The organism is Leucobacter faecis, from assembly GCF_054456635.2.
In genome coordinates this window covers 55019-80571 of record NZ_JBTJEP020000018.1, presented here as the reverse complement: position 1 = coordinate 80571, position 25553 = coordinate 55019, and the positions used below count along the sequence as shown (strand labels likewise).

General features: G+C 65.8%; 14 protein-coding genes. 11 read left to right on the top strand and 3 right to left on the bottom strand.

What is annotated here, in order from left to right; translation table 11 throughout:
• The first annotated feature begins 538 nt into the window (after positions 1 to 538).
• From rplK to ACXR2T_RS12910, 11 genes are all read left to right on the top strand, one after another.
• The gene (rplK, locus tag ACXR2T_RS12960) at positions 539 to 967 is read left to right on the top strand and encodes a 50S ribosomal protein L11 (RefSeq protein ID WP_458814375.1); all 429 of its coding nucleotides are present in this window, start codon (positions 539 to 541) and stop codon (positions 965 to 967) included.
• Positions 968 to 977: 10 nt separating this feature from the next.
• Entirely contained in the window at positions 978 to 1667 is a 690-nt protein-coding gene (gene rplA, locus ACXR2T_RS12955) for a 50S ribosomal protein L1 (RefSeq protein WP_458814373.1), read from the top strand.
• Between the two features lie 146 nt (positions 1668 to 1813).
• The gene (locus ACXR2T_RS12950) at positions 1814 to 2926 is read left to right on the top strand and encodes a serine/threonine-protein kinase (protein ID WP_458814371.1); all 1113 of its coding nucleotides are present in this window, start codon (positions 1814 to 1816) and stop codon (positions 2924 to 2926) included.
• Positions 2927 to 8920 (top strand): Ig-like domain-containing protein, encoded by a 5994-nt coding sequence (locus ACXR2T_RS12945; protein WP_458839018.1) that lies wholly within the window; start codon positions 2927 to 2929, stop codon positions 8918 to 8920.
• 84 nt (positions 8921 to 9004) lie between these two features.
• Entirely contained in the window at positions 9005 to 10003 is a 999-nt protein-coding gene (locus ACXR2T_RS12940; RefSeq protein ID WP_458814367.1) for an AAA family ATPase, read from the top strand.
• Entirely contained in the window at positions 10000 to 11430 is a 1431-nt protein-coding gene (locus ACXR2T_RS12935) for a DUF58 domain-containing protein (RefSeq protein ID WP_458839019.1), read from the top strand. Before ACXR2T_RS12940 ends, ACXR2T_RS12935 begins: the two co-directional genes overlap by 4 nt.
• Entirely contained in the window at positions 11427 to 13862 is a 2436-nt protein-coding gene (locus ACXR2T_RS12930) for a transglutaminase domain-containing protein (protein WP_458839020.1), read from the top strand. The genes ACXR2T_RS12935 and ACXR2T_RS12930 overlap by 4 nt, the downstream gene beginning before the upstream one ends.
• On the top strand, positions 13859 to 14701 hold the full coding sequence (locus ACXR2T_RS12925; protein ID WP_458839021.1) for a PP2C family protein-serine/threonine phosphatase: 843 nt from the start codon (positions 13859 to 13861) through the stop codon (positions 14699 to 14701). Before ACXR2T_RS12930 ends, ACXR2T_RS12925 begins: the two co-directional genes overlap by 4 nt.
• Positions 14698 to 15258: a hypothetical protein gene (locus ACXR2T_RS12920; protein ID WP_458839022.1), complete on the top strand. Its 561-nt coding sequence runs from the start codon at positions 14698 to 14700 to the stop codon at positions 15256 to 15258. The genes ACXR2T_RS12925 and ACXR2T_RS12920 overlap by 4 nt, the downstream gene beginning before the upstream one ends.
• Before the next feature lie 98 nt (positions 15259 to 15356).
• The gene (locus ACXR2T_RS12915) at positions 15357 to 16916 is read left to right on the top strand and encodes a DUF5684 domain-containing protein (protein ID WP_458839023.1); all 1560 of its coding nucleotides are present in this window, start codon (positions 15357 to 15359) and stop codon (positions 16914 to 16916) included.
• A 118-nt stretch (positions 16917 to 17034) separates the two neighbouring features.
• A complete protein-coding gene (locus tag ACXR2T_RS12910; RefSeq protein ID WP_458814357.1) occupies positions 17035 to 17733 on the top strand; it encodes an endonuclease/exonuclease/phosphatase family protein in 699 nt (232 codons plus the stop codon).
• Here the strand turns inward: ACXR2T_RS12910 and ACXR2T_RS12905 are convergent.
• The 3 genes from ACXR2T_RS12905 to ACXR2T_RS12895 all read right to left on the bottom strand — a co-directional run bounded on the left by ACXR2T_RS12905 (position 17730) and on the right by ACXR2T_RS12895 (position 25471).
• Entirely contained in the window at positions 17730 to 19832 is a 2103-nt protein-coding gene (locus ACXR2T_RS12905) for an HNH endonuclease signature motif containing protein (protein WP_489945542.1), read from the bottom strand. The genes ACXR2T_RS12910 and ACXR2T_RS12905 overlap by 4 nt on opposite strands.
• Positions 19833 to 20265: 433 nt before the next feature.
• Positions 20266 to 21798, bottom strand: coding sequence for a sodium/proline symporter PutP (putP, locus tag ACXR2T_RS12900; protein ID WP_458839924.1), 1533 nt, complete (start codon positions 21796 to 21798; stop codon positions 20266 to 20268).
• 28 nt (positions 21799 to 21826) lie between these two features.
• Complete coding sequence (locus ACXR2T_RS12895; protein WP_458839926.1) at positions 21827 to 25471, bottom strand: proline dehydrogenase family protein; 3645 nt, start codon at positions 25469 to 25471, stop codon at positions 21827 to 21829.
• Between the last annotated feature and the right edge of the window lie 82 nt (positions 25472 to 25553).

Genomic DNA, 25553 nt, shown 5'->3' with positions numbered 1-25553 from the left:
AGTGACCAGTGGGCCAGCCAACCCCGACGGGGCCTTAGTGCGGCACCTGCCTGAATGTGCTTGCGTAGGGTGTGCTCGGTGAAACCGAGCCGCAACGCCTCTGACGTGCGCATCGCACCACCCGCTGCGGCGAGGGCTTCGCTTAGGGTCATAGGTAGATCCTCGCCGGTTACGCGCCGGACAGGTGGCGTGAAAGTCAAATTGTGAGTAACTCGCGCGACTCGGCGAAATCAGCAAGCTGTGGACGACAAGTGCACGGGGCGACGGCGCGCGGCTGGGATCCGGTGCAGATAAAAGCACCCATTGCGCGTCAAGCATCAAAATTCTGAGAAAACTGATGCTGGACGCTGGATCGATGCCCGAAGCGAGGCACAGGCACAGGCACCCGAACCGCGAAGGTGCGCAAACGCGCGAGATCAGGTAAGCTATTGGAGTTTGCGTGCGCGCGTGAGTGCCTCGCAAAGACACCGCCACCCGGATCGGCCGGGCTAGCGGGAGAATGTGCGCGACCGCGTACGTTCGACGAAAGGAAACAATCATGGCAAAGGCCAAGAAGGTTACGGGTCTGATCAAGCTTCAGATCCCCGCCGGCGCAGCCAACCCGGCGCCCCCCGTGGGCCCCGCGCTGGGTCAGCACGGCGTCAACATCATGGAGTTCTGCAAGGCGTACAACGCAGCGACCGAGTCGCAGCGCGGCAACGTCGTGCCCGTTGAGATCACCGTGTACGAGGATCGCTCGTTCACGTTCATCCTCAAGACTCCTCCGGCAGCAGAGCTCCTCAAGAAGGCCGCTGGCGTTCAGAAGGGTTCGGGCACCCCGCACACCGTTAAGGTTGCAAAGGTTACCGCCGAGCAGGTGCGCCAGATCGCCGAGCAGAAGCAGGCAGATCTGAACGCAAACGATCTCGACGCAGCGTCGAAGATCATCGCGGGCACCGCTCGCTCCATGGGCATCACGGTCGAGTAAGGGTACGAACATGGCACAGAAGTCGAAGGCGTACCGCGCCGCTGCCGAGAAGATTCAGGCAGACAAGTTCTACACTCCCGCCGAGGCAGTAGCCCTGGCGAAGGAGACCGGTTCGGCTAAGACCGACTCGACCGTTGAGGTTGCAGTCAAGCTTGGCGTGGACCCCCGCAAGGCAGATCAGATGGTGCGCGGCACCGTCAACCTGCCCCACGGCACCGGTAAGACCGCACGCGTTATCGTGTTCGCGGTTGGCGCCGCAGCCGAGGCAGCAATCGCTGCTGGCGCTGACGAGGTCGGTGGCGACGAGCTGATCGAGAAGGTAGCCGCTGGCTACACTGACTTCGATTCGGCAGTCTCGACCCCCGAGCTCATGGGCAAGGTTGGCCGTCTCGGTAAGGTACTGGGCCCCCGTGGTCTGATGCCGAACCCCAAGACCGGCACCGTCACCCCTGACACCGCTAAGGCTGTCACCGAGATCAAGGGTGGCAAGATCGAGTTCCGCGTCGACAAGCACGCTAACGTGCACTTCATTGTTGGCAAGGCATCGTTCTCGGCTGAGCAGCTGAACGACAACATCACGTCGGTGCTCGACGAGATCGTGCGTCTGAAGCCCTCGTCGTCTAAGGGCAAGTACGTGACCAAGGGTGTCGTTTCGACCACCTTCGGCCCCGGCATTCCGATGGACGTTTCGGCGCTCTAAGTCGTAACACCTCAAAAGGCTCCTCACCGGCAACGGTGAGGAGCCTTTTGCATGTGAGCTAGACATAGCCTACGAATAAACAAAGGCCAGAAAAGTAGGTACCATATGTTGGGTACACTGCCGAGACATTTGAGGGGGGCCGTGCATTGACTAGCTCCGGCACACACACGCGGCCGCACATCTCTGGATTCAACTATGTGCGCCCCCTGGGCTCTGGCGGATTCGCTCACGTGTACCAGTATGAGCAAGACATGCCCAGGCGCGTGGTGGCCATTAAAGTACTCAAGGACGATGTGTCTGACGATCACGGCCGCGCCGCCTTCGAGGCCGAAGCCGACGCGATGGCGCGGCTGTCGAGCCACCCCTCAATCGTGTCGATCTACGCCGCCAGCATTTCGAGTGACGGCCACCCGTTCATTGCGATGGAGTACTGCCCCGAGTCGTTTCGCACGCGTACACGCGGCGCGATTGTACCGCTGCCAGAGGTGCTCGACGCCGGAGTGCGGCTTGCGGGCGCGCTCGAGACGGCGCACCAGTCAGGCGTGCTGCATCGCGACATCAAGCCCTCAAACGTGCTGCGGTCGACGGCGGGTCGCCCGCTGCTCGCCGATTTTGGGATCGTGTCACTGCGCGGTCAGATGCGCGGCAAGAACACCGACCGCGCCATGTCGGTGGCGTGGGCGGCTCCCGAGGTGATTGGCGGCACCACGAGCGGCACGATCGCGAGCGAGATCTGGGCGCTCGGAGCCACACTCTACACCTTCGCTGCGGGTAAGCCTCCGTTCGGTCGCGCCTCGAAACAGGGCACGGACCACGAGCTCATCAATCGCATCACGCGCGCCAAGTACACTCCCGTGCCCGGCGCTCAGGGCTACGAGCCGTTCGACAGCGTGATCGCTCGCGCGCTCGCCAAAGATCCGGCGCAGCGGTTTGGTTCGATGCATGAGCTGGGGCTCGCGATGCAGCAGCTGCAGCGCCATTACGGGCTTGATATCACGCCGCTTGACGTCGTGTCGTCGACCTGGGTGACTCCGGCCGCGACCGTGCAGGGCGTGCGCGGGCCCACGATTTCGTCGGTGCAGGGGAGCGGGCGGGCTGCGAAGCGCGCCGCGCTCGCGGCGGCGCCCGATGACCACTCACGCACTCGATCCGGATCGAAGGGGGGCGGCGCAATGAAGCCCGCTCTCATCGGGGCGGGCGCAGGAATTGCCGTGCTCGCTATCGCGGGTGTCGTTATGGCGCTCATGGGGGGAATCTAGATGGCCCAGCAGTCGAAGCGGTCGCGCGTCATCACCTGGGTGTCTGGCATCGCGGCGCTCGCGATGATCGGCACGGTGGCGGTCGTGGCCGCCGGGTACGACGCACGTGAGGCGCCGCGCGAGGAACCCTCGGTGTGGGCGATGCGCACATCGGGCCAGTACGCGCGCGTGAACACGCTCACCGCCGAGATCGATACGGTGCGCTCGGTCGACGACCCGAGCGGGCTTGTGCAGGCGGGCGCCGCGAGCGTCGTGCTCAGCCACGGTAACGGGCGGGCATGGCCGGTCGACCCGATGCAGCCGCGCGACCTCGTTGAGAACTCCGCTGACGCGGCCGGCGATAAGGACGACAAAGCCAGTAAGAAGGCCAAGCAAGACAAGAAGGAAGCTGCTCCCGTGGCGAACACGGCCGAGCAGGGCACGACCGAGCAGGGCACTGGCGCGCAGGCCGAGCGCATGCCAGACGGCACCCGCGATGTGATCGCCGCGGGGGCACACCTTGTGGTGCGCACCGAATCGGGTGACGTGTACGTGGGGGCGCTGACCGACGACGCGGGCGTCACCGGCACGAACCTCACGCTGATTGACCCGCTCGTGGGCGAAGAGGCAGAGACAGACGGCGACGAATCAGAGCCGAGCAAGTTTGTTACAGACGCGGTCGCCCTCGACCCCGAGGGGCGCGTCGCGATGCTGTCTACGACAGACAACGAACTGCGCTGGTACTCGATCGAGCGCGGCGAGTTTGTCGCCACCGAGCAGGTGCCAGAAGAACTGACGGCCGAAGAGCTGCAGCTCAGCATCGTCGACGGGTCGTGGGTCGCACTCAACGGGCCCAACCTGTGGCGCGCGAAGGCGAGCGAGCCCGTGTCACTGAAAGTTGATGCGACGCCCAAGCTCCAAGGATCAAGCCCCAAGGGCGCGGGCTCAGACGTACTCATTGCCGACGGTGGCGGCCTGTGGCGCGTCACGGGCAGCGACGCGAAACGCGTGGTGAATGTCGCGGGCGCACCCGCCCAGCCCACCTTTGTGGGCGACACCGCCTACGCCGCCTGGATCGGTAGCGCGGGCGCCAACCTGTGGCGCGGCGACGGGAAAGACGACGCTGTCGCGCTCGACGTCGACGACAGCGTCAAAATGCCCGGCGACCCCGAGCCCGCGTTTCGTACGAACGGGACGGCCGCGCTGCTCACCGAAGTGAAAACCGGCATGATGTGGACGGTGCCAGACGGCACGCTCATTCCCGTCGAACAGTGGACCTTGGCCGACCCGCCAAAGGACCGCGACGGCACGGTCGTCGTCGCAGACGTCACCGAACAAGAGCCACCCGTGGCGGTCGATGACGCGTTTGGTGTGCGGGGGAATGAGCAGGCCCCGTTGCCGGTGCTGCTCAACGACTATGACCCCAACCGCAAAGACGTGTTGACGATCGAACCCGAGGGGCTCGCGAGCGACCTTGACTCGAAATTTGGTCAGGTCTCGTTGATGCCCGACGGCCAGACGCTCGCGTTCATGCCCGCGAAGGGCGCTACGGGCTCGGCGAGCTTTAGCTACCGGATCACCGACGGCACTCACTCATCTGAGCCCGCGAAAGTGACGCTCACCGTGGTGAGCGATGACGTCAACACGGCGCCCGAGTGGTGTGCGGTCGAGGGCTGCCAACGCCCGTGGCCGACGCCAGAGCTTGCGCCCGGTGGCACCCTAGTGCTGCCCATTCTTGAGGGTTGGGTTGACCCCGAGGGTGATCCCATCATGCTCGAGTCAGCCACGCCCGTGGGCAAGGACGACCCGGTGCGCGCGCTCGTCACGGCCGATGGTCGGTTGGCGGTGCGTCACCTCGACCCCAACGCCGACGGCGGCGAGGTCGCGGTGCGCGTGCGGGTAGCTGACGCGCACGGCAAAACAACAGACCGCGATCTCGTCGTGCAGGTGCGCTCGAACGCGAAGGCGCAGCTCACGCCGATCGCGGCGACCGTGGAGCTTGGGCAGCGCATTACGGTGCGGCCGCTCGCGAGAGTCACCGGGGGATCCGGCTCGTACACGCTCGTGGACGCGAGCGTGCAAAGCGGCACCGCACAGGTGACGATGTCAGCCGACGGCACCGTGATGGTGCGCGCCGAGCAGGCAGGGCAGACCCTCGTGACGCTCACCGTGCGCGACAGCGGCACGAAGCAAGAAACGACCGGCCTGCTGCGCGTGACAGCGGTGGCGTCGCACACGAAGCTGGGCCTGCCGCCGCTGCGCGCGTTTGTGCGACCGCTCGCAGACACGACGGTCGACGTGCTCGAGGCGGTGCCCGGGGCGAATAGCCGCGCGCTCGTCGTCGACAGCGCAAAGGTCGTCGACGGCGAACTGCGCGCCGACGTCATCGAATACGCAAACGTGCGCGTATCGGGCAGTACGCCAGACGGTGCGCCGGGCCGCATCGGCGCGGTCGACGTGACGGTGGCCGAGGGCGCCGACAAGGCGGTGGGGCGCATGACCGTGTTTCAGGTGCCAGAGCAAAGCGACACGGGCGCGATTGCGGTCGCAGACAACGCGACCGTGCGCGCCGGTGCCGTGGCAGACATTCGCGTGCTCGATAACGATGTGTCGGCCCCTGGCCAGCGCCTCGTACTGCACCCCGAGATCAGCGGATCAGGCACCAAGGGCGAGCTCGCGTTCGCCTCGGGTAACACGCTGCGATACCTCGCACCCAAAGAGCCGGGCCAGTACACGCTCAGCTACACGACGTACGGTGCGAGCTCGCCCGAAGCGAGCGACGTAGGGCAGGTGCACGTGACGGTGCTGCCGCGAGACGGCAACCGTGACCCCGCGCCCACACCCGTAACGGTGCGCCTCGCACCGGGTGAGAGTGGCAGCGTGCAAGTGCCGCTCTCGGGTGTCGACCCCGACGGTGACCGCGTGCGCCTCGTGAGCGTTGACTCGCCGGGCGATGCCCAGTTGACGACGACGATCGTGCCGCGCACTTCGTCGATTCGAGTCGAAGCGTCGAGCAAAGCGAAAACTGGCAAGCAGTCTGTCAATTACACGGTGCAAGACGAATTTGGCGGTGAAGCGAAAGGCTCGCTGCGCGTGATCGTGACCGATGGTGCCCAGGCAACGAGCGCGCCCATCACATACAGCGACTATGTGCGCCTGGTGCAGGGTTCGAAGGAACCCGCCGTGGTGAGCCCGCTCGAGAACGACCTCGACCCCGCGGGCGGTGAACTGAGCATCGTTGAGGTGGTACCTAACGTGCCGGGCGGTAAGAACTCAGCCGAGTATCGGGCGCTGGCAGAGCGTCTTGACACATCTCAGATGAAGAAGGGGCGCATCAAGGTTTCGAGCAGCGCCGAGCCGGGTACCGTGTCGTACCGCTACACGGTGCGCTCGTCTGAGTCGTCGAGTACCGCCGACGGGTTGATCGTGGTGCAGGTGTCTGCGCGCGTGGGGCAGCAGGCGCCCACCGTGCGCGACACGGTGCTCTCTGCGCGCGACCGGGCCGAACTTGAAGGTGGCGGTGTTGACGTGATCACCGACCGCGTGTACTGGGCGACGGGTGACGCGTCGTCGCTCAAACTGTCGGTGTGGGGCAGCGCCGCAAAACGCTTCGAAGCAAACGGCAAACGCATCACCGGCAAGTACCGCGCCGAGGGCGACCTGGTGCCGTTTAAGCTCTCGGGCACCGATGTGACGGGCGCAGAAGTTGAGAGCTACGGCTTTTTGATCGTGCCTTCACTCGACGAGTTACGACTCACGCTCGTGCCCGGGCTCGCCCCGCTGAAGGTTGATGAAGACAAGAGCAGCGACGCCGCGCTCACCGACATCATCGATCTCGGGTCAAACGACCAAGCAGAGTTTAAGACCGGTGGGTTTGTGACGCAGCGCGGCCAGGCAGCGTGCGAAGCGACCTCGAAGACGACGCTGCGGTACAGCGCGGGCAAGGGCGAGCCGTGGGTAGACAGCTGTCTCGTGCTGGCTCGTCTCACCGAGCAAAAGACGTGGACCGAGCTGTCGGTGCCCATACAGATCGTGCCCAAGGAACCGGTGGCTGAGCTCGAACCGCTCACGCGCACAATCGCGCCGGGCGCATCTGAGACGGTCAACCTGCTTGACATGGTTCGTTGGCAAGGTCAGCGCGAGGGTCGGCCGAGTGACCTGCAGTTTGCCGTCGCAGGAGGCGGTACGAACTTTGAGGTGAGCCCCGCCGGCTCGCAGGTGACTGTGACAGCACGTGCAGACGCGCTGCCGGGCGCCGAAGACACCGCCACGGTCACTGTGACCGGGGCTGGTGATAGCCAGGCCCCGCTGACACTGCGCGTGGGTGAGGCAGCGAAAGACACTCCGCGCGGCGCGACCGTGCAGCTGAACTGTACCGTTGGCGGTGCGTGCCAGACTCAGCTCATCGGGGCCCCCGGCCAGTACGACCCCTTCGAGGGCAAGAGTGGCGGCGGGCTCAAGCTCGACGCGGTCGACGGGGCCTCATGCTCGGCCTACGGCACACTGCAAGCGGCTGGTGACGGCGTGAGCGTCGCGTGGCCTAACGGTGACAAGGGTGCAGGGGGCAAATGCACCGCGACCTACACGGTGCGTGACGCGCAAAACCGCGTCGGTACCGGCACGATCGAACTCGATGCCCGCGGTGTGCCGCGCCCCCCGGTCAGTGTGACCCCCACCGGTGCTACGTCAAGCAGCGTCACCCTCTCTGTGGTGCTGAGCGCAGAGGCCTCACACCCCGCTGTGGCTGGCGTCGAACTGACGACCGACAAGGGAGGTAAGACCGGCAGCTGTTCGATGGACGGCAACCAAGCTACCTGCACGGTGACCGGGCTCACCCCGGGTGAGCAGGCCACGTACACGGCTCGCGCCGTGAACGACGTGGGCTCATCTGACCCTTCGGCGAACGGTGCCACCACGTGGGCCTACAAGCCACCCAAGCCGCCGACGATCTCGGCCAGCACCGCTGAGTGGGGGGAGAACACCGACCCCAATAATGGGCGTGTGCGGGTGAAGATCGGCCAGAGCGAGGCGGCGACGGTTGTGTTCATGATCGACGGCGCTGAGACCGCGAACACTGCCGATGGCATTCACGTGCTGTCGACGCAATCGCACACGTTTAGCGTGCTGTCGGCAGACGGCCCCGATAAGATTCCGCCCGCTTACTCGGGTGGTGACGGTGGCCGCGGCGAGGTTGAGACTGCCACGGCGACGCCGATTGGTGCGCCCATCTTGCGTGGAGCAACGCTTACCCTTGCCGACAATAGGGTGGATTGGCAAATCACTGCAGATTCGGATGCCAATGGAAGTAGCAACCATTCCCTTACCTATGGTTTTAATGAGGGTGAGGGGGTGCCGGCGTGCGGCTCTAGTGGCCGGAGCGGTACAGCAGAATCTCATGTCGTGGTCCGAGGGTCAGCTTGCATTACGACTCCGTACGGAAAAGCCGGGCCCGTCGAAACGAATGCTGAGTACACGGGCAAGAAGCTACCCGATCTTTTCGGGACCTATGTGGTTGGGTCAGCGCCCTCAACCGATAACGCCACATACGCGGAATGGACGATGTCGGGCGAGCCAACTTGGAGTTCACCGCTACTGGGCGACCCCTACTATGATTCACCAACTCCGCAAGCGCCGAAGCCCGCAGTCACTCATTGCCCGTCGGGGCAAAAAGATACGCCTAATTGCTCGTACGGCGGTGAGTTGACCCCCAGCGGGTTCTCACCGCTCCTGCTCACGAAATCCGTGTCTGGCTTGATTCCCCGACCTGCGGATCAGTCGGACCCCCTGCCCAGTGTCATCAAGGGTTACTTCACCATGCAGGGAGGGATTGGCGAACCTGTGGCGTATGAGGTGTCGGGCAATGATGTGATTGTCACGATTGGCTCGCGTGACGCAGTGACCTTTAGAGACATCATCAAACCAGTCGAAGCACCACCCGAAACCGGCTCCGGCGGCGACTCCGACGGCAGCGCCGACGGCGGCGGCGATGGCTCCGGCGGCGACACCGACGGCTGATCCGGCGCCTGAAGCGGCGCAGCCAGCAAGCACAGCAAGCATCTACCCACCAGCAGCACTTACGCTCCTCCAGATTGGAAGCCCATGACACTTGACCCGAACCTCACGGTCGCAGCAGACGGCCCCCTCACCGAAGATCGCGCGCGGTGGGCGAGCGACGCGGTACGCCAGGCGGCCGACGCGATCGAAGTGTCGATCCAGGGTAAGCGCCGGGTCATCGAGCTCGTGCTCGCTACCGCGATCGCGGGCGGCCACGTGCTGCTCGAAGACGTGCCCGGTACGGGCAAGACGGCGCTCGCCCGCGCGCTCGCAAAGTCGATGCACGGCACCTCGTCGCGCATCCAGTTCACCCCCGACCTGCTGCCCGGCGATGTCACGGGTATCACCGTGTACGACCAGAAGCAGGGTGTGTTTGAGTTTCACGCCGGCCCAATTTTCGCGAACGTGGTGCTCGCCGACGAGATTAACCGCGCAAGCCCTAAGACGCAGTCGGCGCTGCTCGAGGTGATGGAAGAACACCAGGTCACGGTTGACGGCCGAACACACCCCGTCAGCAACCCGTTTCTCGTAATCGCTACACAAAACCCCGTCGAGCAGGCGGGCACCTACCGCCTACCCGAGGCACAGCTCGACCGGTTTATGATCAAAACGTCGATTGGCTACCCCGATGACGCGGCGATGATGCGCATTCTGCAGCAGGTCACGCGCAGCCCCGAGGTGCCCACCGTCATGAACGTTGGGTCGCTCACGCAGCTGCAGCAGTTCGTGCGCTCCGTCTACATCAGCCCCCTGATCGCCGAGTACATCACGCGCCTCGTCGAAGCGAGCCGCCGCGCGAGCGAGGTGCGCCTCGGCGCGAGTGTGCGCGGAGCGCTGAGCCTCGCCCGCATGGCGGCCGCCTGGGCGCTCGTCGCGGGCCGACACTACGTCACCCCCGACGACGTGCGTGAACTTGCCACGTCGGTGCTCGCGCACCGCATCGTGCTCGAGGCAGAGGCCGAGTTCGACGGCGTCACGGCAGAGGCCGTCATCGGCCAGATTCTGCTCGACACCCCGATTCCGCAGGAGAACGGCACCGCGTGAGCCACGAACAACAGGGCCGCAGCCCGCTGTTTAAAGCGCGGGCGGGCGGCACCAGAAACACCGGTACGGGGGGCACCCGCGGCACGTTCGGTACCCGGGGCACCCGCGGTACCCGTGGCACGACGACCCGTCTCGGTGACACCCGCACATCGACGCGGCTGGGGCAGAGCCAGCGCCGCCGCGTCATGGCGCACCGCACCTGGCGCCGCGTGCGCACGCGGCTGCGTCGCGCCTGGCGGGCGACCACACAGTCGGTCACCACGCTCGGCTGGTTTGTGCTCGCCCTCACCGTCGTGTGTGTCGTGCTCGGTGCCACGTCGGCGTGGGTCGAGGCCTGGTTTATCGCGATCGCGGGCGGCCTCGCGCTGCTCATCGCGCTGCCGTTCTTGCTGGGCAACCGCGCCTACCACGTAACGATCGACATCGACAGGTTGAACGTCGTCGCGGGCGGCGAGGTGCAGGTGCGCCTGCGCATCAACAACAACAGTGCCCGCCCGGCGATGCCCGCGGTCGCAGAAATGCCCGTGGGCGCTGCCCTGCGCGAGGTCACGATCCCGTTCGTGGCCCCCGGGGCCGCACTCGAACTGCCCCTCACGATTCCCACGCCCACGCGAGGCGTGATCCGGGTAGGGCCGCTCACCATCGCACGCCAAGATCCCATAGGGCTCGTGCGGCGCGAGGTGACCTGGCCCGAGAAGCACCTCGTGCACGTGCACCCTGCGACGGCAATGCTGCCGCCGCACACCGCGGGCCTCGTGCGTGATCTCGAGGGGGCCGCAAGCCGCAGGCTCACCGACTCAGACCTGTCGTTCTACGCGGTGCGCGAGTACGCCCCCGGCGACGCGATGCGGCACGTGCACTGGAAGTCGACGGCCAAGACCGGCACGCTCATGGTGCGGCAGTATGAGGAGTCGCAGACGGCGCGCGTTGCCGTGCTGTTCGATGCCCGCCGCGAGGAGTATTTGAACGATGAAGAGTTTGAGTTGGGCGTGAGCGTGGCGGCGTCGCTGTCGCTGCAGGCGGTGCGCGAGGGGCGTGAGCGCTACGTCGCCTCGGCCTGGGCGCCCGGTCGCGTGCGGCCCAGCATCGACGGCCTCGAAGAGCTGCCCTCGCGTGACCCGCAGCAGCTGCTCAACTCGTGGGCAGAGCTCGAACAGGCGCCCGAGGGGCTACCGTTCGAGGCCCTCGCCCACGGTCTCGCGCACTCATCGCGCCCACTGTCGATCGTCGCTCTGATCACGGGTTCTGTGCCGGATCAACAGCGGATCCGTCGCGCAGCGGTGTCGTTTAGCCCCGACGTGCACGTGCTTGCGGTGCGCTGCGAACTGCACGCCGAACCGCGCGCGCAGCGCGTCGACCCGCTGACCATGTTCACGGCGGGCGCCCTCGGTGACCTGCCGCAGCTGATGCTACGGAGCGGGCTGTGAAGCCCGCGGTGCGCTACCGCCTGGCGGGCGTGGCCGCTGCAGCTGCTGCGCTATCGCTGGGGGTCCTTGCCGCGCAGCCGATCTATCGCACGCCGTGGTTGTGGCTCGTAGCTCTTGTCGCGCTCGTACTCGCCGCCGCGGTGTCGTGGGCGCGAGATCGGTGGCGCCTTGGCCCGCCGGTCGTCATCGCAGCGGTGCTGGCTGCGTTTATCGTGACGCTTGTGCCCGTGGCGGTGCCGCAGTCGCTGAGCACCGGTTCAATGTCGGGTATCGCCTCTGGATTCGTCGACGGCCTCGCCGCCGTTGCGCTGGGGTGGAAGCAGCTGCTCACGCTGACGCTGCCCGTGGGCACATATCGCACAGTGCTGGTGCCGTTCTATCTGATTGCGCTTGTGAGCGCGCTGCTCATCATGCTGCTCGCAACGAGCTCGCGTCGCGTCGCCGTGCTCGCGGCGGCCCCCATGCTGCTACCCGTCGCTTTTGGCACCGTGTTTGGCGCGGCCGAGGTGAGCGGCGCCCTGAAGTTTGGCCCGCTGTCGCTTGTGGCTCCGCGTGAGACAGGGCTGTGGTTGTGTACTGCGCTGCTCGCTGCCGTGTGGATTGCGTGGGTGTCGAGCAGTGACCGCCGTGCCGCGCTGCGGCTCGGTCGCGCTGCGGGGGAGAGCCCGGTGCGTCGCGGCTCGGTGGTGCGCAGCGGAGTCGGCGCCATGATTCTCGTGGGCTGCCTCGCGGCGGGCGCACTCCTCGCCCCCGTGCTTGATTCGGGTGCCCGCGCGGTGCCGCGTGACGCGGTTGATCCCGCTCTCGTGGTGCGAGATAGGCCGAGCCCGCTCGCGTCGTACCGCTCTGCGAAGCGTGATGCCGCGCTCGACTCTGTGCTGTTCACTGTTGAGGGTTCGAACGGTCTGCCCGCGCGGCTGCGACTCGCGGTGCTCGACGCTTATGACGGGGTCGACTTTCATGTGAGCGACGGTGCCGCCGGCCTGTTTACGCGGTTTCCGAGCGGGGCGCCGGTGAAATCGCCGAGCGATGTGACCGTGACCATCGGCGAAGGCTACCAAGACATTTGGGCGCCGTCAGCGACGCTGGGCACGCCGCCCACGTTTGGCGGGCCCCGCGCCCAGGCGCTGTCAGACGGTTTCTACGTGAACCGTGACACGGGCGGTGCGATCGCCTTCTCGGGCAAGAAGGGGGCGGCGCTTGGACTCGCCGAAGGCGACAGCTACCGGGCGCAGATGGAGACGGCTGCGGGAGCTCAGAGCCTGGGCGGACCCACCTCTGACGCGCCGCTGGTCGATCTCGACGCTGCGCCCGAGCTGGCGCGCTGGGTTGACGCCCAGGGCGTGTCGGCCGACGAAGATGGCGTGGCAACACTCATCGAACGGCTGCGCGCACGCGGCTATCTGAGCCACTCGCTCACGAGCGGCGAGGGCGAGGGGGAGTGGCTTGCCAGGCTCTCGAAGCAGTACGGCACCAAGTTCGAATCGAGTGCGGGCGGTCACTCGCTCGCACGCCTTGAAAACCTGTTTGCGCAGCTCAATCAGCAGCAGCGTGCCGCGGGCGAGAAACCCAAAGACGCGATGCTGGTCGCAGGTATTGGTGACGACGAGCAGTTCGCGACGGCCGCCGCCCTCGCAGCGCGTAGCCTCGGCTACGAGGCGCGGGTTGTGGTGGGCGTGCGTACAACAGGTGACGGCGTGCCCGGTGTGCCCGTGTGCGAGACCGAGTGCACGGGCGCCAACCTCGCGGCCTGGGTCGAGGTGCGCGGCTCGAGCGGCGAATGGGTCGCCTTCGACGCGACCCCGCAGCCAGAGCAGCGACCGCAGCGCCTCGAGGAGGGCGAGCAGCTGCCCGAGTACCCGACGACGCCAGAAGAGCGTGACGTGCAAGAGATCGACCCGCCCATTGGGTTGGGAGAGCAGGGTGAGGGCGGTTCGACCGACACCGACCCCGACGAGGCCGCTTGGCTCGGCCCCCTGTTGCGCGTCATTGGCCTGTCGCTCGCGACCGCCGCGCTCGTCGCGCTGCCGCTGCTCTTCTTGCCGCTCGCGAAACGGTTGCGTACGCGCCGCCGGCGCCGCGACGTGCATCCTGAGCTGCAGGCGCTGGGGGCCTGGGCTGAGATCGTTGATCGCGCCCGTGACACCGGCATTGATGTGCCGGATCACGCCACGCGCAGCGAGATCGCGAGCGTGTTGGCGACGCGGCCCGCGGTGTGGGCGGCGCTCGAAATCGACCGCGCCGTGTTTGCGCGCGAACAAGTCACCCCCCAGCATGTTGCAGTGCTGTGGGACGCCGTCGCGGCCGACCGTGACGAGCGGCGCCAGGGCCAGACGCTGTGGCAGCGTGTGCGGGCGGCGTATTCGCTACGCTCTTACGGAGTAGTGTTTGGACGCCGCGTTGTGCGGGTCACGGAAAGCAGGGGCGAATGAGAACGGCAGGCGGGCAGCACGCCCACTATGAGCTCTCGAACGCGCAGAAAGTGGTGCTCGAGAGCGCCGCACACAGTCACGTCGGAATGGTGCGCACGGTAAACGAAGACAGCGTGCTCGCCGAGCGACCCGTCTTCTTCGTGTCAGACGGTATGGGCGGGCACGAGGCGGGCGATTTGGCGAGCCAGGCCGCTATCGGTGCTCTCCGCCCGCTCGCTGGCACCACCGCCAACCTCGTTCCCGCAGACGTTGACGCAGCAATCGAGGTTGCGCGCGCCAGAGTCCTCGCGATCGCCGAGCAGACGGAGCGCGGGGCGGGGTGCACGCTGACGGGCGTTGCTCTCGTGGAACACGAGGGCGAGCCCTGCTGGTACGTGGCCAACATTGGTGACTCGAGGGTCTACGAGCACACGGGTTCAACACTCACCCAGGTGACACGCGACCATTCGCTGCAGGCCGAACTGTATGCCGCAGGTAACGCGAACGCCGCGCAGGCACCGCGCAACGTAATCACCCGTGCGCTGGGGTCTGAAGACTCCAGGCACGATGCCTGGCTGATTCCGGTGACCACCGGGGCGCGCCTGCTGCTGTGCTCTGACGGGCTCACCACCGAGCTTGACGACGAAGCGATTCGTGCGGTGCTCACCGTCGGTGGGCGACCCGAAGCGGTTGCAGACGAGCTTGTGCGGCTCGCGTGCCAGGCCGGCGGCCGCGACAACGTGAGCGTTGTGATCGTCGACACGGTAACCGGAAGCGATCCCAGCTCTACGGGTGAGGACGACCCGTTCGCGTCGACCTCTGACGACACGCTCGAAGTGACCAGGCCGGTGAGAGTATGAGCGCAGCCAACGAGAACGAGGCTCACGAGAACGAGGCCCTAGAGCGCACGGTGTTTGTGGGTGGGCCGGTTGATCCGGAGCAGACCGTGGTGCGGCCCGCGGGCGATGCAGCACCGTTGGCAGACCCCGAGCGCACGTTCGTGCTGTCGCCCGATGCGACGCGGGTGGTGCCTGACCGGCGAGGTGACCCGGTGCCCGAGCCCGAGCTTGCGCCGTTGCCCGCGCCAGACCCCAGCCAGGGGCTCACCGCGAAGCAGAACGACCAGCAGAGCGACCAGCGGAGTGGGCAACAGAGTGGGCGCGGTGGCATGCTGCGCCGAGCCGCCAGCTTCATGCCGCGGGTGTATGCCCCGCGGGCGGTCGCGCTGGCACAGGCACATGAGCTTGTGGCAGACCCCGAGGGCGGGGTGGCGGCGACGAATCCGCGGGCCGCATTGCCCTCGCTCGCACGCAGGGATAGCCGCGGCCGCATCGTGACGCTCGCGAGTTACGCGGCGGCGTTTGTAGTTACAGGTGTCGGGCTGTGGGTCGTGGCGACCCTCGCTTTTGGCGCTTAATCACACTTATGCGCTGCGATGCTGCGATATAGGCGCATTCGTGGCAGAGTTTATAGCGGCACATCGCGTGCCACAGTATTGAGAACGGAAACAGACACGTGGAACTTGACTCTAACCCGACCGAGCCCGGGTTGTACGATTTGATGCTGCCACTGCTTGTCAGCTCGGTTGTGAGCGTTGCGTTCTACGTCTGGTTTCTCTGGTCGTTGTCGAAACTGTTTCCGCTGCTGGGCGTCAAGGGCGCGTGGGGTTGGATACCCGTGTGGAACCAGTGGCAACTGATTCAGCGCGGTGGGTTGCCGGGCTGGCTGGTGCTGCTCGGGCTTGTGCCCGGGCTGGGCGGCCTGGTGGTGCTGGTCGTGACGATTATTGCGATCAACCGCATTAATGCCGAGTTTGGCAAGGGCGGCGGCATGACCGTGCTCGGAATCTTCTTGGCGCCGCTGTGGGCGATGCTGCTCACAAACCACATTCGAGACGGCCGTTACGGTGCGGCCGCCGCTTGGGCGCCGACGAGTGGTGCTGGTGCTGGTGCCGGCGCTGGCGCTGGTGCGCTTCAGGGATTGCCGTTTGCCAACGTGGCTCCGCAGGCTCCGCAGGCTCCGCAGGCTCCGCAGGTTTCGCCCGCGCAGCAACCGCTTCAGGCGCCGTTCGCTGCACCGGCAGAGTTTGCTGCGCATACTTCGGTTCAGCCGCAAACCACGACGGTTCAGCCGCAGCCGCAGCGCTCAGTATTTGCGCCTCCCGCTAACGGCGCCGACCAGCCGGTGCAAACCGAACAGCTCGCATCAAATCAGGTCCAGCAGCCAGCCCCGCCGATGCCGCCCGCGCAGCCGCAGTCGATGATGCCACAGCAGGTGCCGCCGGTGCCACAGCCGGGTGGTGCACAGGGCGTGGCCGCCCAGGATGCAGCCGCCCAGGACGTTGCCGCCCAGGGCGGCAACGGGTGGGGTTTCAGCAACACCACTGAGGGGGCTTACGAGCGATTGGCCGCAGAAGGAACGCAGGCCCCGGTGCCTGCACCGCTCGGTGGTCAGGTGCCGCAGCAGCCGTTCTCGTGGCCAGCGCCCCAGCTTGAGGAAGCGGCGCCGTCGATCTTCGACGCTCCGGCCGAAACAGCTATACCTGCTGTCGCACCTGCCGCTGCGCCGGTCGCTGCGCCGGTTGTTGCTGCGCCGGTTGCTGCTGATCCGGCCGCCGCTGTGCCGGTTGCCGCTGCGCCGGTTGCCGCCGAGCCGACTGTCCCCGAGCCGACGGTCGCTTTGCCTGTCGTCGCGAACCCGGTCAATGGCAACGATGACTTCGACGACGATAACACCGTTGTGGTGCGTCGTGAGACGCGGTGGGGTCTTGAGCTTCCTGACGGTGAGGTGCTCGAACTGTACGGACACGATGTTGTTGTTGGTCGTCGGCCCGAGCCGACAGGCGCGTACGAGGTCTTGAAGATCAATGACCCGACCCGCACCCTGTCGAAGTCGCATGTTCGTATGCGTCGTACTGGTGAAGCTTGGACGGTGGAAGATCTCCACTCGACCAATGGTGTGGCTCTGATCGATGAAACCGGTGCAACAGAGGCGCTTGAGGCTGGCCACGAACGTGGCGCCACCGAACGCATGCTGATTGGCACGCTCGAGGTGCAGCTCGTGCGAATCTCGTAAAGCTCACCACGAGTTACGCGAGTTTCATGCGGCGCCAAGAGTAGAGGCGTATGGTGAGTCTCAAGACGATATGTTTCGTCTGGGGCTCACCGCTGAGCCTGCTCTAGGGAGGCAAAGTATGAAGGTCATCAGCTATAACCTGCGTAAGAATCGCGCCGTGACAGAGATTGCGGCGCTCGCAGAGGATCATGAGACTGACGTTCTCTGTTTGCAGGAAGCTGAGGCCATTGCACTGCCGTCGCGTGTCGGGCACCTAGAGCTCGTGCATGCTACCGAGCGCAACCGCTTGGGGCTTGCCGTGTACGTGAGATCCGAGCGTTTTCACCCGCGCGTTGCACGCACGTTTGAGCTGAAGAAGTCGCTGCATGACCGTATCCTGTCGCCGGCGCATGAACGGTTGTTGGGTGTGCGTCTGCTCGACCGAGAGGCTGAGCGAGACTTTGTTGTTGCTTCGTTTCACGCGGCTCCGTTGACCTCGCTGAACTCGCACAGGCGGCACCAAATTCACACCGCTCTCGATGGCCTTCGCAGTCTCGGGCCGGGGCTTCCTGCCTTGATGGTGGGTGACTACAACTACCCTGTTTTCAAGGGCCGCCTCGATACCGAGATGCGTGACAACGGGTATGAGCTGAACCTCAGCGATAAGCGCACCTACACTCGCTATCGCATGTTTCGGGGTCACTTCGATTTCGCAACTTCGTCGGGCATCGACGTGCACAGCGTGCGTACGCTCGATCGGGGCTTGTCAGATCACCTGCCCATCTTGGTTGAAGCGAAGCTGCGCCAGCACGCAGAAACGACCTTTGTCGCGGCCTAGAACGGCTGTTCTTTGGGGACGCTGCGGGCGGCCCTGCGCTCGTATTCTGCGCGGAGCTCGGTGCCGCAGTCGCGGTCGCAGAACTCGGGGTAGTTGCAGCCGCAGGTGAGGGCGTGCTTCTCGAGGGCGGTGAGCCGGTCGCGTACCGTGAACCCGCTGTGCCAGGCTCTGCAGTCAGTGGCTTCGCTGCTGCGAGCCTCATCGCCCGTGCCTGCGTCATTGCTGTCGGTGCTGTCGGTGCTGTCGGTGTCGTCGGCAGTCACGAACCTCACCTCGCGCTTGGGGCCTGTGGCTGTGCCTGCCGGGGTGGTCTCTGCTGGTTTTGGGCGGTCTGCTTCCGTACTCGCTTGGCGCCACCACAAAAACTCGCTGAACTCCTGCTCCACCGCTGGCGCCTCGTCCCACGGGTCGGGCCCAAGATCGTCGGCCTGCCCGTTCTCACAGTCGCCGTAAGGGTCGATGTCGGGGCCAGTGTCGGGGCGGGGGTAGCGGCGGCCCGCGAGCCGGTCCGTGTGTACCCGACCGGTCGGGCTCTTCCACGTCACCGTGCCCGTGCGGTCTTGCACGGGCCGCCAATCCGTGCCGTGTTTTAAGGAATGGTGCGCTTTGCACAGCAGTTGTAAATTAGTTGTGGTGGTGGGGCCGCCGTGTTCCCACGCGATCGTGTGGTCCATGTCGCTGGTTTGGGGGAGCCGGGTGCAGCCCGGAAACCTGCACCTGCGGTCTCTCGCCCACAACAGGTTGCGCATCGCTCTCGTCGGTTTATAGCGGTCGACGCGCAGCACGTTACCGTACTCGTCTTCGTCCACGCGTGAGACGTTGCGGGAGAGGGCAAGCATGTCGTGCGCGATCTGCGAAGCGATCGGCCCGTACCCCACGAGTTCACACACCTGCCGCGGGGATGCGGCGCTGGTGTCGGTGGTGAGGTCTGCTGTGGCCGGGATCGAGGCGATGGGCACCATCACCTGCACGTGCGCGAAGAACCCACTGGGTACCTGCGCTGCTTTGCTGCCATCGTTCACATCAAGATCGGTGTACGGGTTACCGTTGAGGAGCAGCTCAGCGAGGGTGTCGGCGCGCACCTCGTCGAGGGTGCGCGCCGGTGTCACCTGATCGGCCAGGCTCGGCGCCGGCTCTGCCGCCTGGCCCGCCTGGCTGGCCTCGCCCGTCTGGCCTGCGTGCTCGGCCTGGCCGATGTGCTCGCCTTGCCCGGGCTGGGTGGCGGGTGCCTCTTGCGCCGCCTGCTCAGCCGCTTGGGGGGCAGCAGCCCGCGCGGCTGCTTCGCGCGCGGCGGCCTCGCGGGCGGCGTCTTCACGTGCGGCGGCCTGCCGTTCAGCCTCGACCGTGACGACTTCGACGGTCCAGGTTTGTTTCGCGATGCGCTGCACCCGGTCTTTGATCGCGTACGCGATCTCGGCCGGCAGGTAGGCGTACAGCTCGGCCATTCCGTCTTCACGGTCGACCACTTCAATGCGGCGCCGCTTGCGGGCGGCCGCGTGCCGCTCGTCAAGTGACACTTCAGCGTATTCCTCGGCGAGCCGCTTCGCGATGGGTTGCAACCGGGTCGGGGTTTCTTCGATCGCGTACTTCAGCACGGCCGCTTCGTACTTCGCGTGCCGCACGGCAGATCCCTCGCCTGATCCGATGATCGTGCCCGCGTCACAGATCACGCGCACGTGCGCCAACCCGACAAGCCCCGCCCCGAGCACTTCACTCGTGGCGACATAGCGGGTGGCGAGGGTGTGGGCGAGGTCGAGTTCACGTTCGACCGCGTGTTCACTCACGTGTAGCGCGGCCGCGAGTTCTGCCCGGAGGCAACGCAGCCCGAGCTGGGCGGGGGAGCGGTCATGTGACGCGACCGTGACGAGGCGGGCGTATTCGTCCATGCGGTCGCGGTCGATGCGCCGTTGCATGCGCGTGAGTTCTTCGACATAGGTGACGGCCTCGTTCGTGGTGCGGCCGTCACGACGCCGTTCGCGCTGTTCTTTGCGGGGCTTCTTCTGCCCCTTACCGCAGCCAGCGCCGCCAGCACTGCGGCCCGCCCCGGCCCCTTCCCCGCGCGATGCGCGAGGAGTAGGGCCCGGGGCGTGAGCGGTCATGATACAAACACGCTCCAGCGGCCGGTGACTCGCCCCAGCTCCCGGCACGCACTGTGTGCCGGGAGTTGGGGCGAGGTGGTGGGAGTCATGTATCTATTATCTCATGAATCGTACAAATATTCGGGAAATGTTATCCACAGATTCGAACGTAGAGACCCCGAAAAGAGGGCCTGTGGACGAAGATAAATCACCGAGGTGGGCGGCCCCAGGTCACCCAGTTGGGCGGCGCGAGACCCTGAGCGAGTCCCGATCCGAGTCCCGATCCGACGCCCGATCCGATAGCTGCAATGACCTAACTACATGGATCGACCTTTACACACACGGGTTCGTCGGTTCTCATGTGTCTAAAGGTCGATCTGTAGTTAAAGGTCGATCTAGGGATCAAAGCTGCCCGAACACCGGCCTCGGCCTCACCGGTCTCGGCTATAGCGACCTAAGGCAGCACGTTGCGATCAGCCGCACTAGCACCAACCGCACCCACAACGAGCATCGATCCGGTCTTGGTGAATTCGCGGTCGATCTCATCAGCGGACTTGCCGCGTGATGTGAGGAGGCTCACTACGATCGCCGCAATGAGCGCCGCGACGAAGGCAGGGAGCAGCTCGTAGAGTCCGGTGCCCAGTGCTTTCCACACGAACACCATCACCGAGCCGACAACCATGCCGGCGAGCGCTCCCCAGTTCGTGAGTCGGCGCCAGAAGAGGCTGAGCAACACGAGCGGGCCAAACGCGGCACCAAACCCGGCCCAGGCAAACCCGACAAGTCCCAGAATGCTGTCGTTCGGCGTAATGGCAAGGATCGCCGCGATTAGCGCGATGACGAGCACGCCGCCGCGCCCCAACAGTACGAGGTGCTTCTCGCTGGGGGCGGGCTTCTTCATAACGCGGTAGAGATCTTCGACGAGCGCCGAAGAGCACACGATGAGCTGACTCGACAGCGTACTCATGATGGCGGCGAGCACGGCCGCGAGTACGAGGCCAGCGATGAGCGGATGCAATAGCACCTGCGCCATCAGCAGTACAACCGTCTCAGGGTCTGAAGGAGCGCCGCCGTTCTTCGCGAAGTAGGCGATGCCGACCATGCCTGAACCGATTGCGCCGATAAGCGAGATGCCCATCCAGCTCATGCCAATACGGCGGGCAGCCTTCGCTTCGCCCGGGTTGCGCAGGGCCATAAAGCGCACCGCAATGTGGGGCTGACCAAAGTACCCAAGCCCCCATGCGAGCCCCGAGACGATCACGAGTGCGACCGCGCCAGCGGTGAGCTCAGGCCCGCCAAAGAGCGACAGGTTGGCTGCGCCGACGGTTTCAACGAGCGATACGGTTTCGCCCCAGCCGCCGATCTGCATGATGCCTACCACCGGCACGAGGATGAGCGCGACGAACATCATGATGCCCTGGGCGACGTCGGTGAGCGAAGCCCCTAGAAAGCCACCAAACAGCGTGTATGAGAGGGTTACGACAGTCACGAGGATCATGCCGACGAGGTACTCGCCGCCAAAAGCGCTCTCGAAAAACTTGCCACCCGCGACCATGCCAGACGAGGCATATAGTGTGAAAAACACAAGAATCACTATGCTCGCAATTGAGCGCAGCATGTGCGTGCGATCCTTCACGCGGTTCTCGAAAAAGCTTGGTAGCGTGATCGAGTTTTGTGCTACCTCAGTGTATGCGCGTAGTCGGGGCGCCACGAGACGCCAGTTTAGGTAGGCGCCAATAAAGAGGCCCACCGCGATCCAGCCCTCGATGAGCCCGGTCGCGTAGATCGCGCCGGGTAGACCCATGATGAGCCAGCCCGACATATCTGAGGCGCCCGCACTCAGCGCGGCCACCCACGGGGGTAAGTTGCGACCGCCGAGCATGTAATCCTCGTGGTCTTTGGTTTTACGAAAGGCGCTGTAGCCGATCGCGATCATGCCCGCGAAATATACCGCTAGGGCAATGTATAGAAATATCTGGTCGGACAACGCTGACCTCCAGGTGTTACGGCCTCACCTAGATGAGGCCTTCAGTTAGCCGGTTCGGGGTACCGAATCGGTGTGCCGTGATCGACACGGCTTGCTCCCGCAGGTAGGGGAGAAGCGTGACGCGGCCGGCAGTGACGGTCTCTCCACTGTAGACCGCAACATCGGGCTTGCCTCGGGTGGCGGTGAAGATTTCAGCGGCGGCGGCCTCACGGGAGGAACCCGCGACGAGCCTAATACGCGCGCCAGCGTGCGGTCCTGTCGCCGCGGCGAGCATTGCGCAGCGCGCGCGCCAAGCCGCCGCAGGTTCAACCACGACGCCGCTGTCGACGTTGTCGACGCTGCCGCCGGCGCCGCCGTCACGGCGTGCCGCGGTGAGCGCGCGCGTAAGCCAGGACGGCAGGGGTTGCTCGCTGCTCACTGTCACCTTGCCGCCCGCGGCGAGGGCCGCTGCCAGCTCGCGCACGACGCGCGCGAGTGGCGCATCTGCCGACACCCGCACGGTCACGGGGACGGGCAGGTAGCGCAGCACGTTGCGCTCGACGCCCAGCGCCGACACGTCGCGGGCGACGCCAAACTCGCCCTCCCAGGCCGTCGCGTCGCTCGCGAGCGCCCGCTCAAGCCACGCGATGTCGGCTGCATCGAGCAGGCTCGCGCTGCGGGCTGCGGCCAGCAGCGGTCGTGCAGGTGCGAGGGTCTGCACCAGAGGAGCCCCAGTGTCTGTCACGGTGTTCGCGGTGCTCGCGGCGGCCTCGGCTGAAGAATCGGCGTCAGCCCAGTCAACGAGCCCCATCAGGTAGCTCGGACCACCCGCCTTGCTGCCCGCGCCGATGGCCGACTTCTTCCAGCCGCCAAATGGTTGGCGGCGCACGATCGCGCCCGTGATGCCGCGGTTGACATAAAGGTTGCCCGCTTCGATGCGCTCGAGCCACTGCCCAATCTCGCCGCGGTCGAGCGAGTGCAGCCCGCTCGTGAGGCCGTAGTCAATATCGTTCACGGTATCGATCGCCTCGTCCAAAGTGGCAGCCGTCATGACACCAAGAATTGGTCCAAAGTATTCGGTGAGGTGGTACTCAGAACCGCGCTTGACGCCTGCGCGCACGCCCGGGCTCCACAGCCGCGTTTCGCCAGCAGAGCGCTCTACGGCAGATGCAGAAAGGGGGCTATCGCTCACAAACGGCGCGGGCTTCACGACCCACGTCTCGCCCGGCGCGAGCGTCGTGAGGCCACGCTTCAGCTTGCCCGTAGGGGCGGCAATGACCGGCCCCATCTGCGTGGAGAGATGCTCGGGGGTGCCTACCTGTAGCGAGCGCACCGCGTCGAGTAACTGATCGTGAAACCGGCGCGACGTGGCGACCGATCCCACGAGAATCACGAGTGAAGCGGCCGAGCACTTCTGGCCGGCGTGGCCAAAGGCCGACTGGGCGACGTCGCGCGCGGCAAGGTCGAGGTCTGCCGTGGGGGTGACGATGATGGCGTTTTTGCCGCTCGTCTCGGCGAACAGCGGAAGGTCGTGGCGAAGCGCGCGAAACGCTGCCGTGGTTTCGTAGCCGCCCGTGAGAATGACGCGGCCCACGCGCGGGTCGGAGACGAGCTGTGATCCGAGCTCGCGTTTGGGAAACTGCACGAGCTGCAGCACGTCGCGTGAGATGCCAGCCTCATCGAAGGCCTGCCAAATCGCTTCGACCATCACGGCGCCCGAGCGGGCGGCCTGGGTGGCGGGTTTCAAGATCACGGCGGCCCCCGAGGCGAGGCCCGCGCAGGTGCCGCCCGCCGGAATCGCGACGGGAAAGTTCCACGGCGGAATCACGGCGATCAGCTGCTGTGGCGTGTGCGTTGCGCCGCTGACCGCTTCGAGTTCGCGCCCGAGCGTCGCGTAGTAGTGCGCAAAATCGATGGCCTCGCTCACCTCGGGGTCGCCCTGATCGAGCGTCTTGCCGCACTCTGACCCCATCACCTCGAGCAGCTCGCCACGGCGCGCACCCATCAGCTCGCCTGCGCGGTGCAGCACGCTCGCGCGGCCGTCGGCGCCCAGTTCGCGCCACGCCTGCGACGCGGCGACGCCCCGCTCGATCGCGGCTTCAAGCGCCGCCTCAGATTCGACGCGCGCGTTCGCTACGGCCTGCATGCCCAGCTGCGAGGTTGCCATGCGCCCGGCGATCTCGCGCCCCCACGCGCGGTTCGCTGGCAGGTCGGGGTCGGTGTCTGGGGTGTTGACAAAAAGCGTGGCCGGATCCGGAGCGCGATCTTGCGTGCGATCGGCTTCGCGCTCTGCAGCGCGATCTTGCGTGCGATTGGGCCGCGGCGTCTGAAGCGCCGCGTCGCTGCCGTCGCCCGTAATCGCTTCGAGATCGGCGAGGGAGGCGCGAAAGCGGGCCTCTTCGCGCGCAAACAGCGCCTCGTTGTCGCCCATCTCGAAGACGGCCGACATGAAGTTCTCGTGGCTCGCGCCCTCCTCGAGGCGCCTGATGAGGTAGGCGATCGCGACGTCGAACTCGCCGGGGTGCACGACGGGTGTGTAGAGCAGCAGGTGCCCCACCTCGCGGCGCACCGCTTCGGCCTGGCCGGTCGCCATGCCCAGCAGCATCTCGAACTCGATGCCGTCGGTCGTGCCGCGGGTCTTGGCGAGCAGCCAAGCGAGCGCGACGTCGAAGAGGTTGTGGCCGGCGATGCCGAGCCGCACGTTCTTGATGCGGGCGGGGTGCAGCGCATAGTCAAGCACGGCCTTGTAGCTCGTGTCGCTGGCCTGCTTCGAGTCCCAGGTGGCGGCGGGCCAGCCGTGCACGGCGGCCTGCACGAGTTCCATGGGCAGGTTGGCGCCCTTCACGAGCCGCACCTTGATGGGGGCGCCGCCCTTTGCAACTCGCGCGGCCGACCACTCTTGTAGGTGCATCATCGCGCCGAGCGCGTCGGGTAGGTACGCCTGCAGCACGATGCCTGCGGCGAGCTCTGTGAACTCGGGGCGGCCCAGAATGCGTGTGAAGACGGCGAGGGTCAGATCGAGATCCTTGTACTCCTCCATGTCGAGGTTGATGAACTTGTGCGGCGTCGACTGAGCGGCCTGCCGAAACAGCGGCACGAGGTGCTGTTCGATCTTGTCGATGGCCTCGTCAAACGCCCAGTGATTGTGCGGGGCGACGGTCGATGACACCTTGATCGAAACATAGTCGACGTCGGGGCGGGCGAGCAGCTTCTCGGTGCCGTCGATGCGGCGCTCGGCCTCGCGCTCGCCGAGAATCGCCTCGCCCAACAGGTTGATGTTGAGGTGTACGCCGTCGCGCTTGATCTTCTTGATGGCCGGGCCGAGCTTTGAGTCGGTGGCGTCGACGATCAGATGGCTCACCATCTCACGCAGCACGCGGCGCGCAATGGGCACGACCACGCGCGGCAGCGGCTTCGCGAACACGCCTCCCGCCTGAATCGCGGCGCGCATCGGCGCGGGTAGAAAAGCGGGGGTGAGCGGGACAAGCTCGCCCAGGTGTTTGCCCGCGACGCTCAGGTCTTCGGGGCGCACCACACCGTCAACGAACCCAACGGTAAAGTCGAGCCCGTTGGGGTCTTTCAACACGCCGGCGAGCCTGGTCGCTGCCGGGTCGGCCGGGTAGTCAGCGGCCTCTGCGAGCCAGCGGCGGGTGAGTGCAACGGCCTCGTCGGCGAGGTCTTGGGGGCGAGTCATAGTTCCAGTGTGCGCCGCCAAAAGCATCACGTAAAGCAATGCTTTGTGTAGGTTATTCATTAGCAAAACTAATTATGATGGG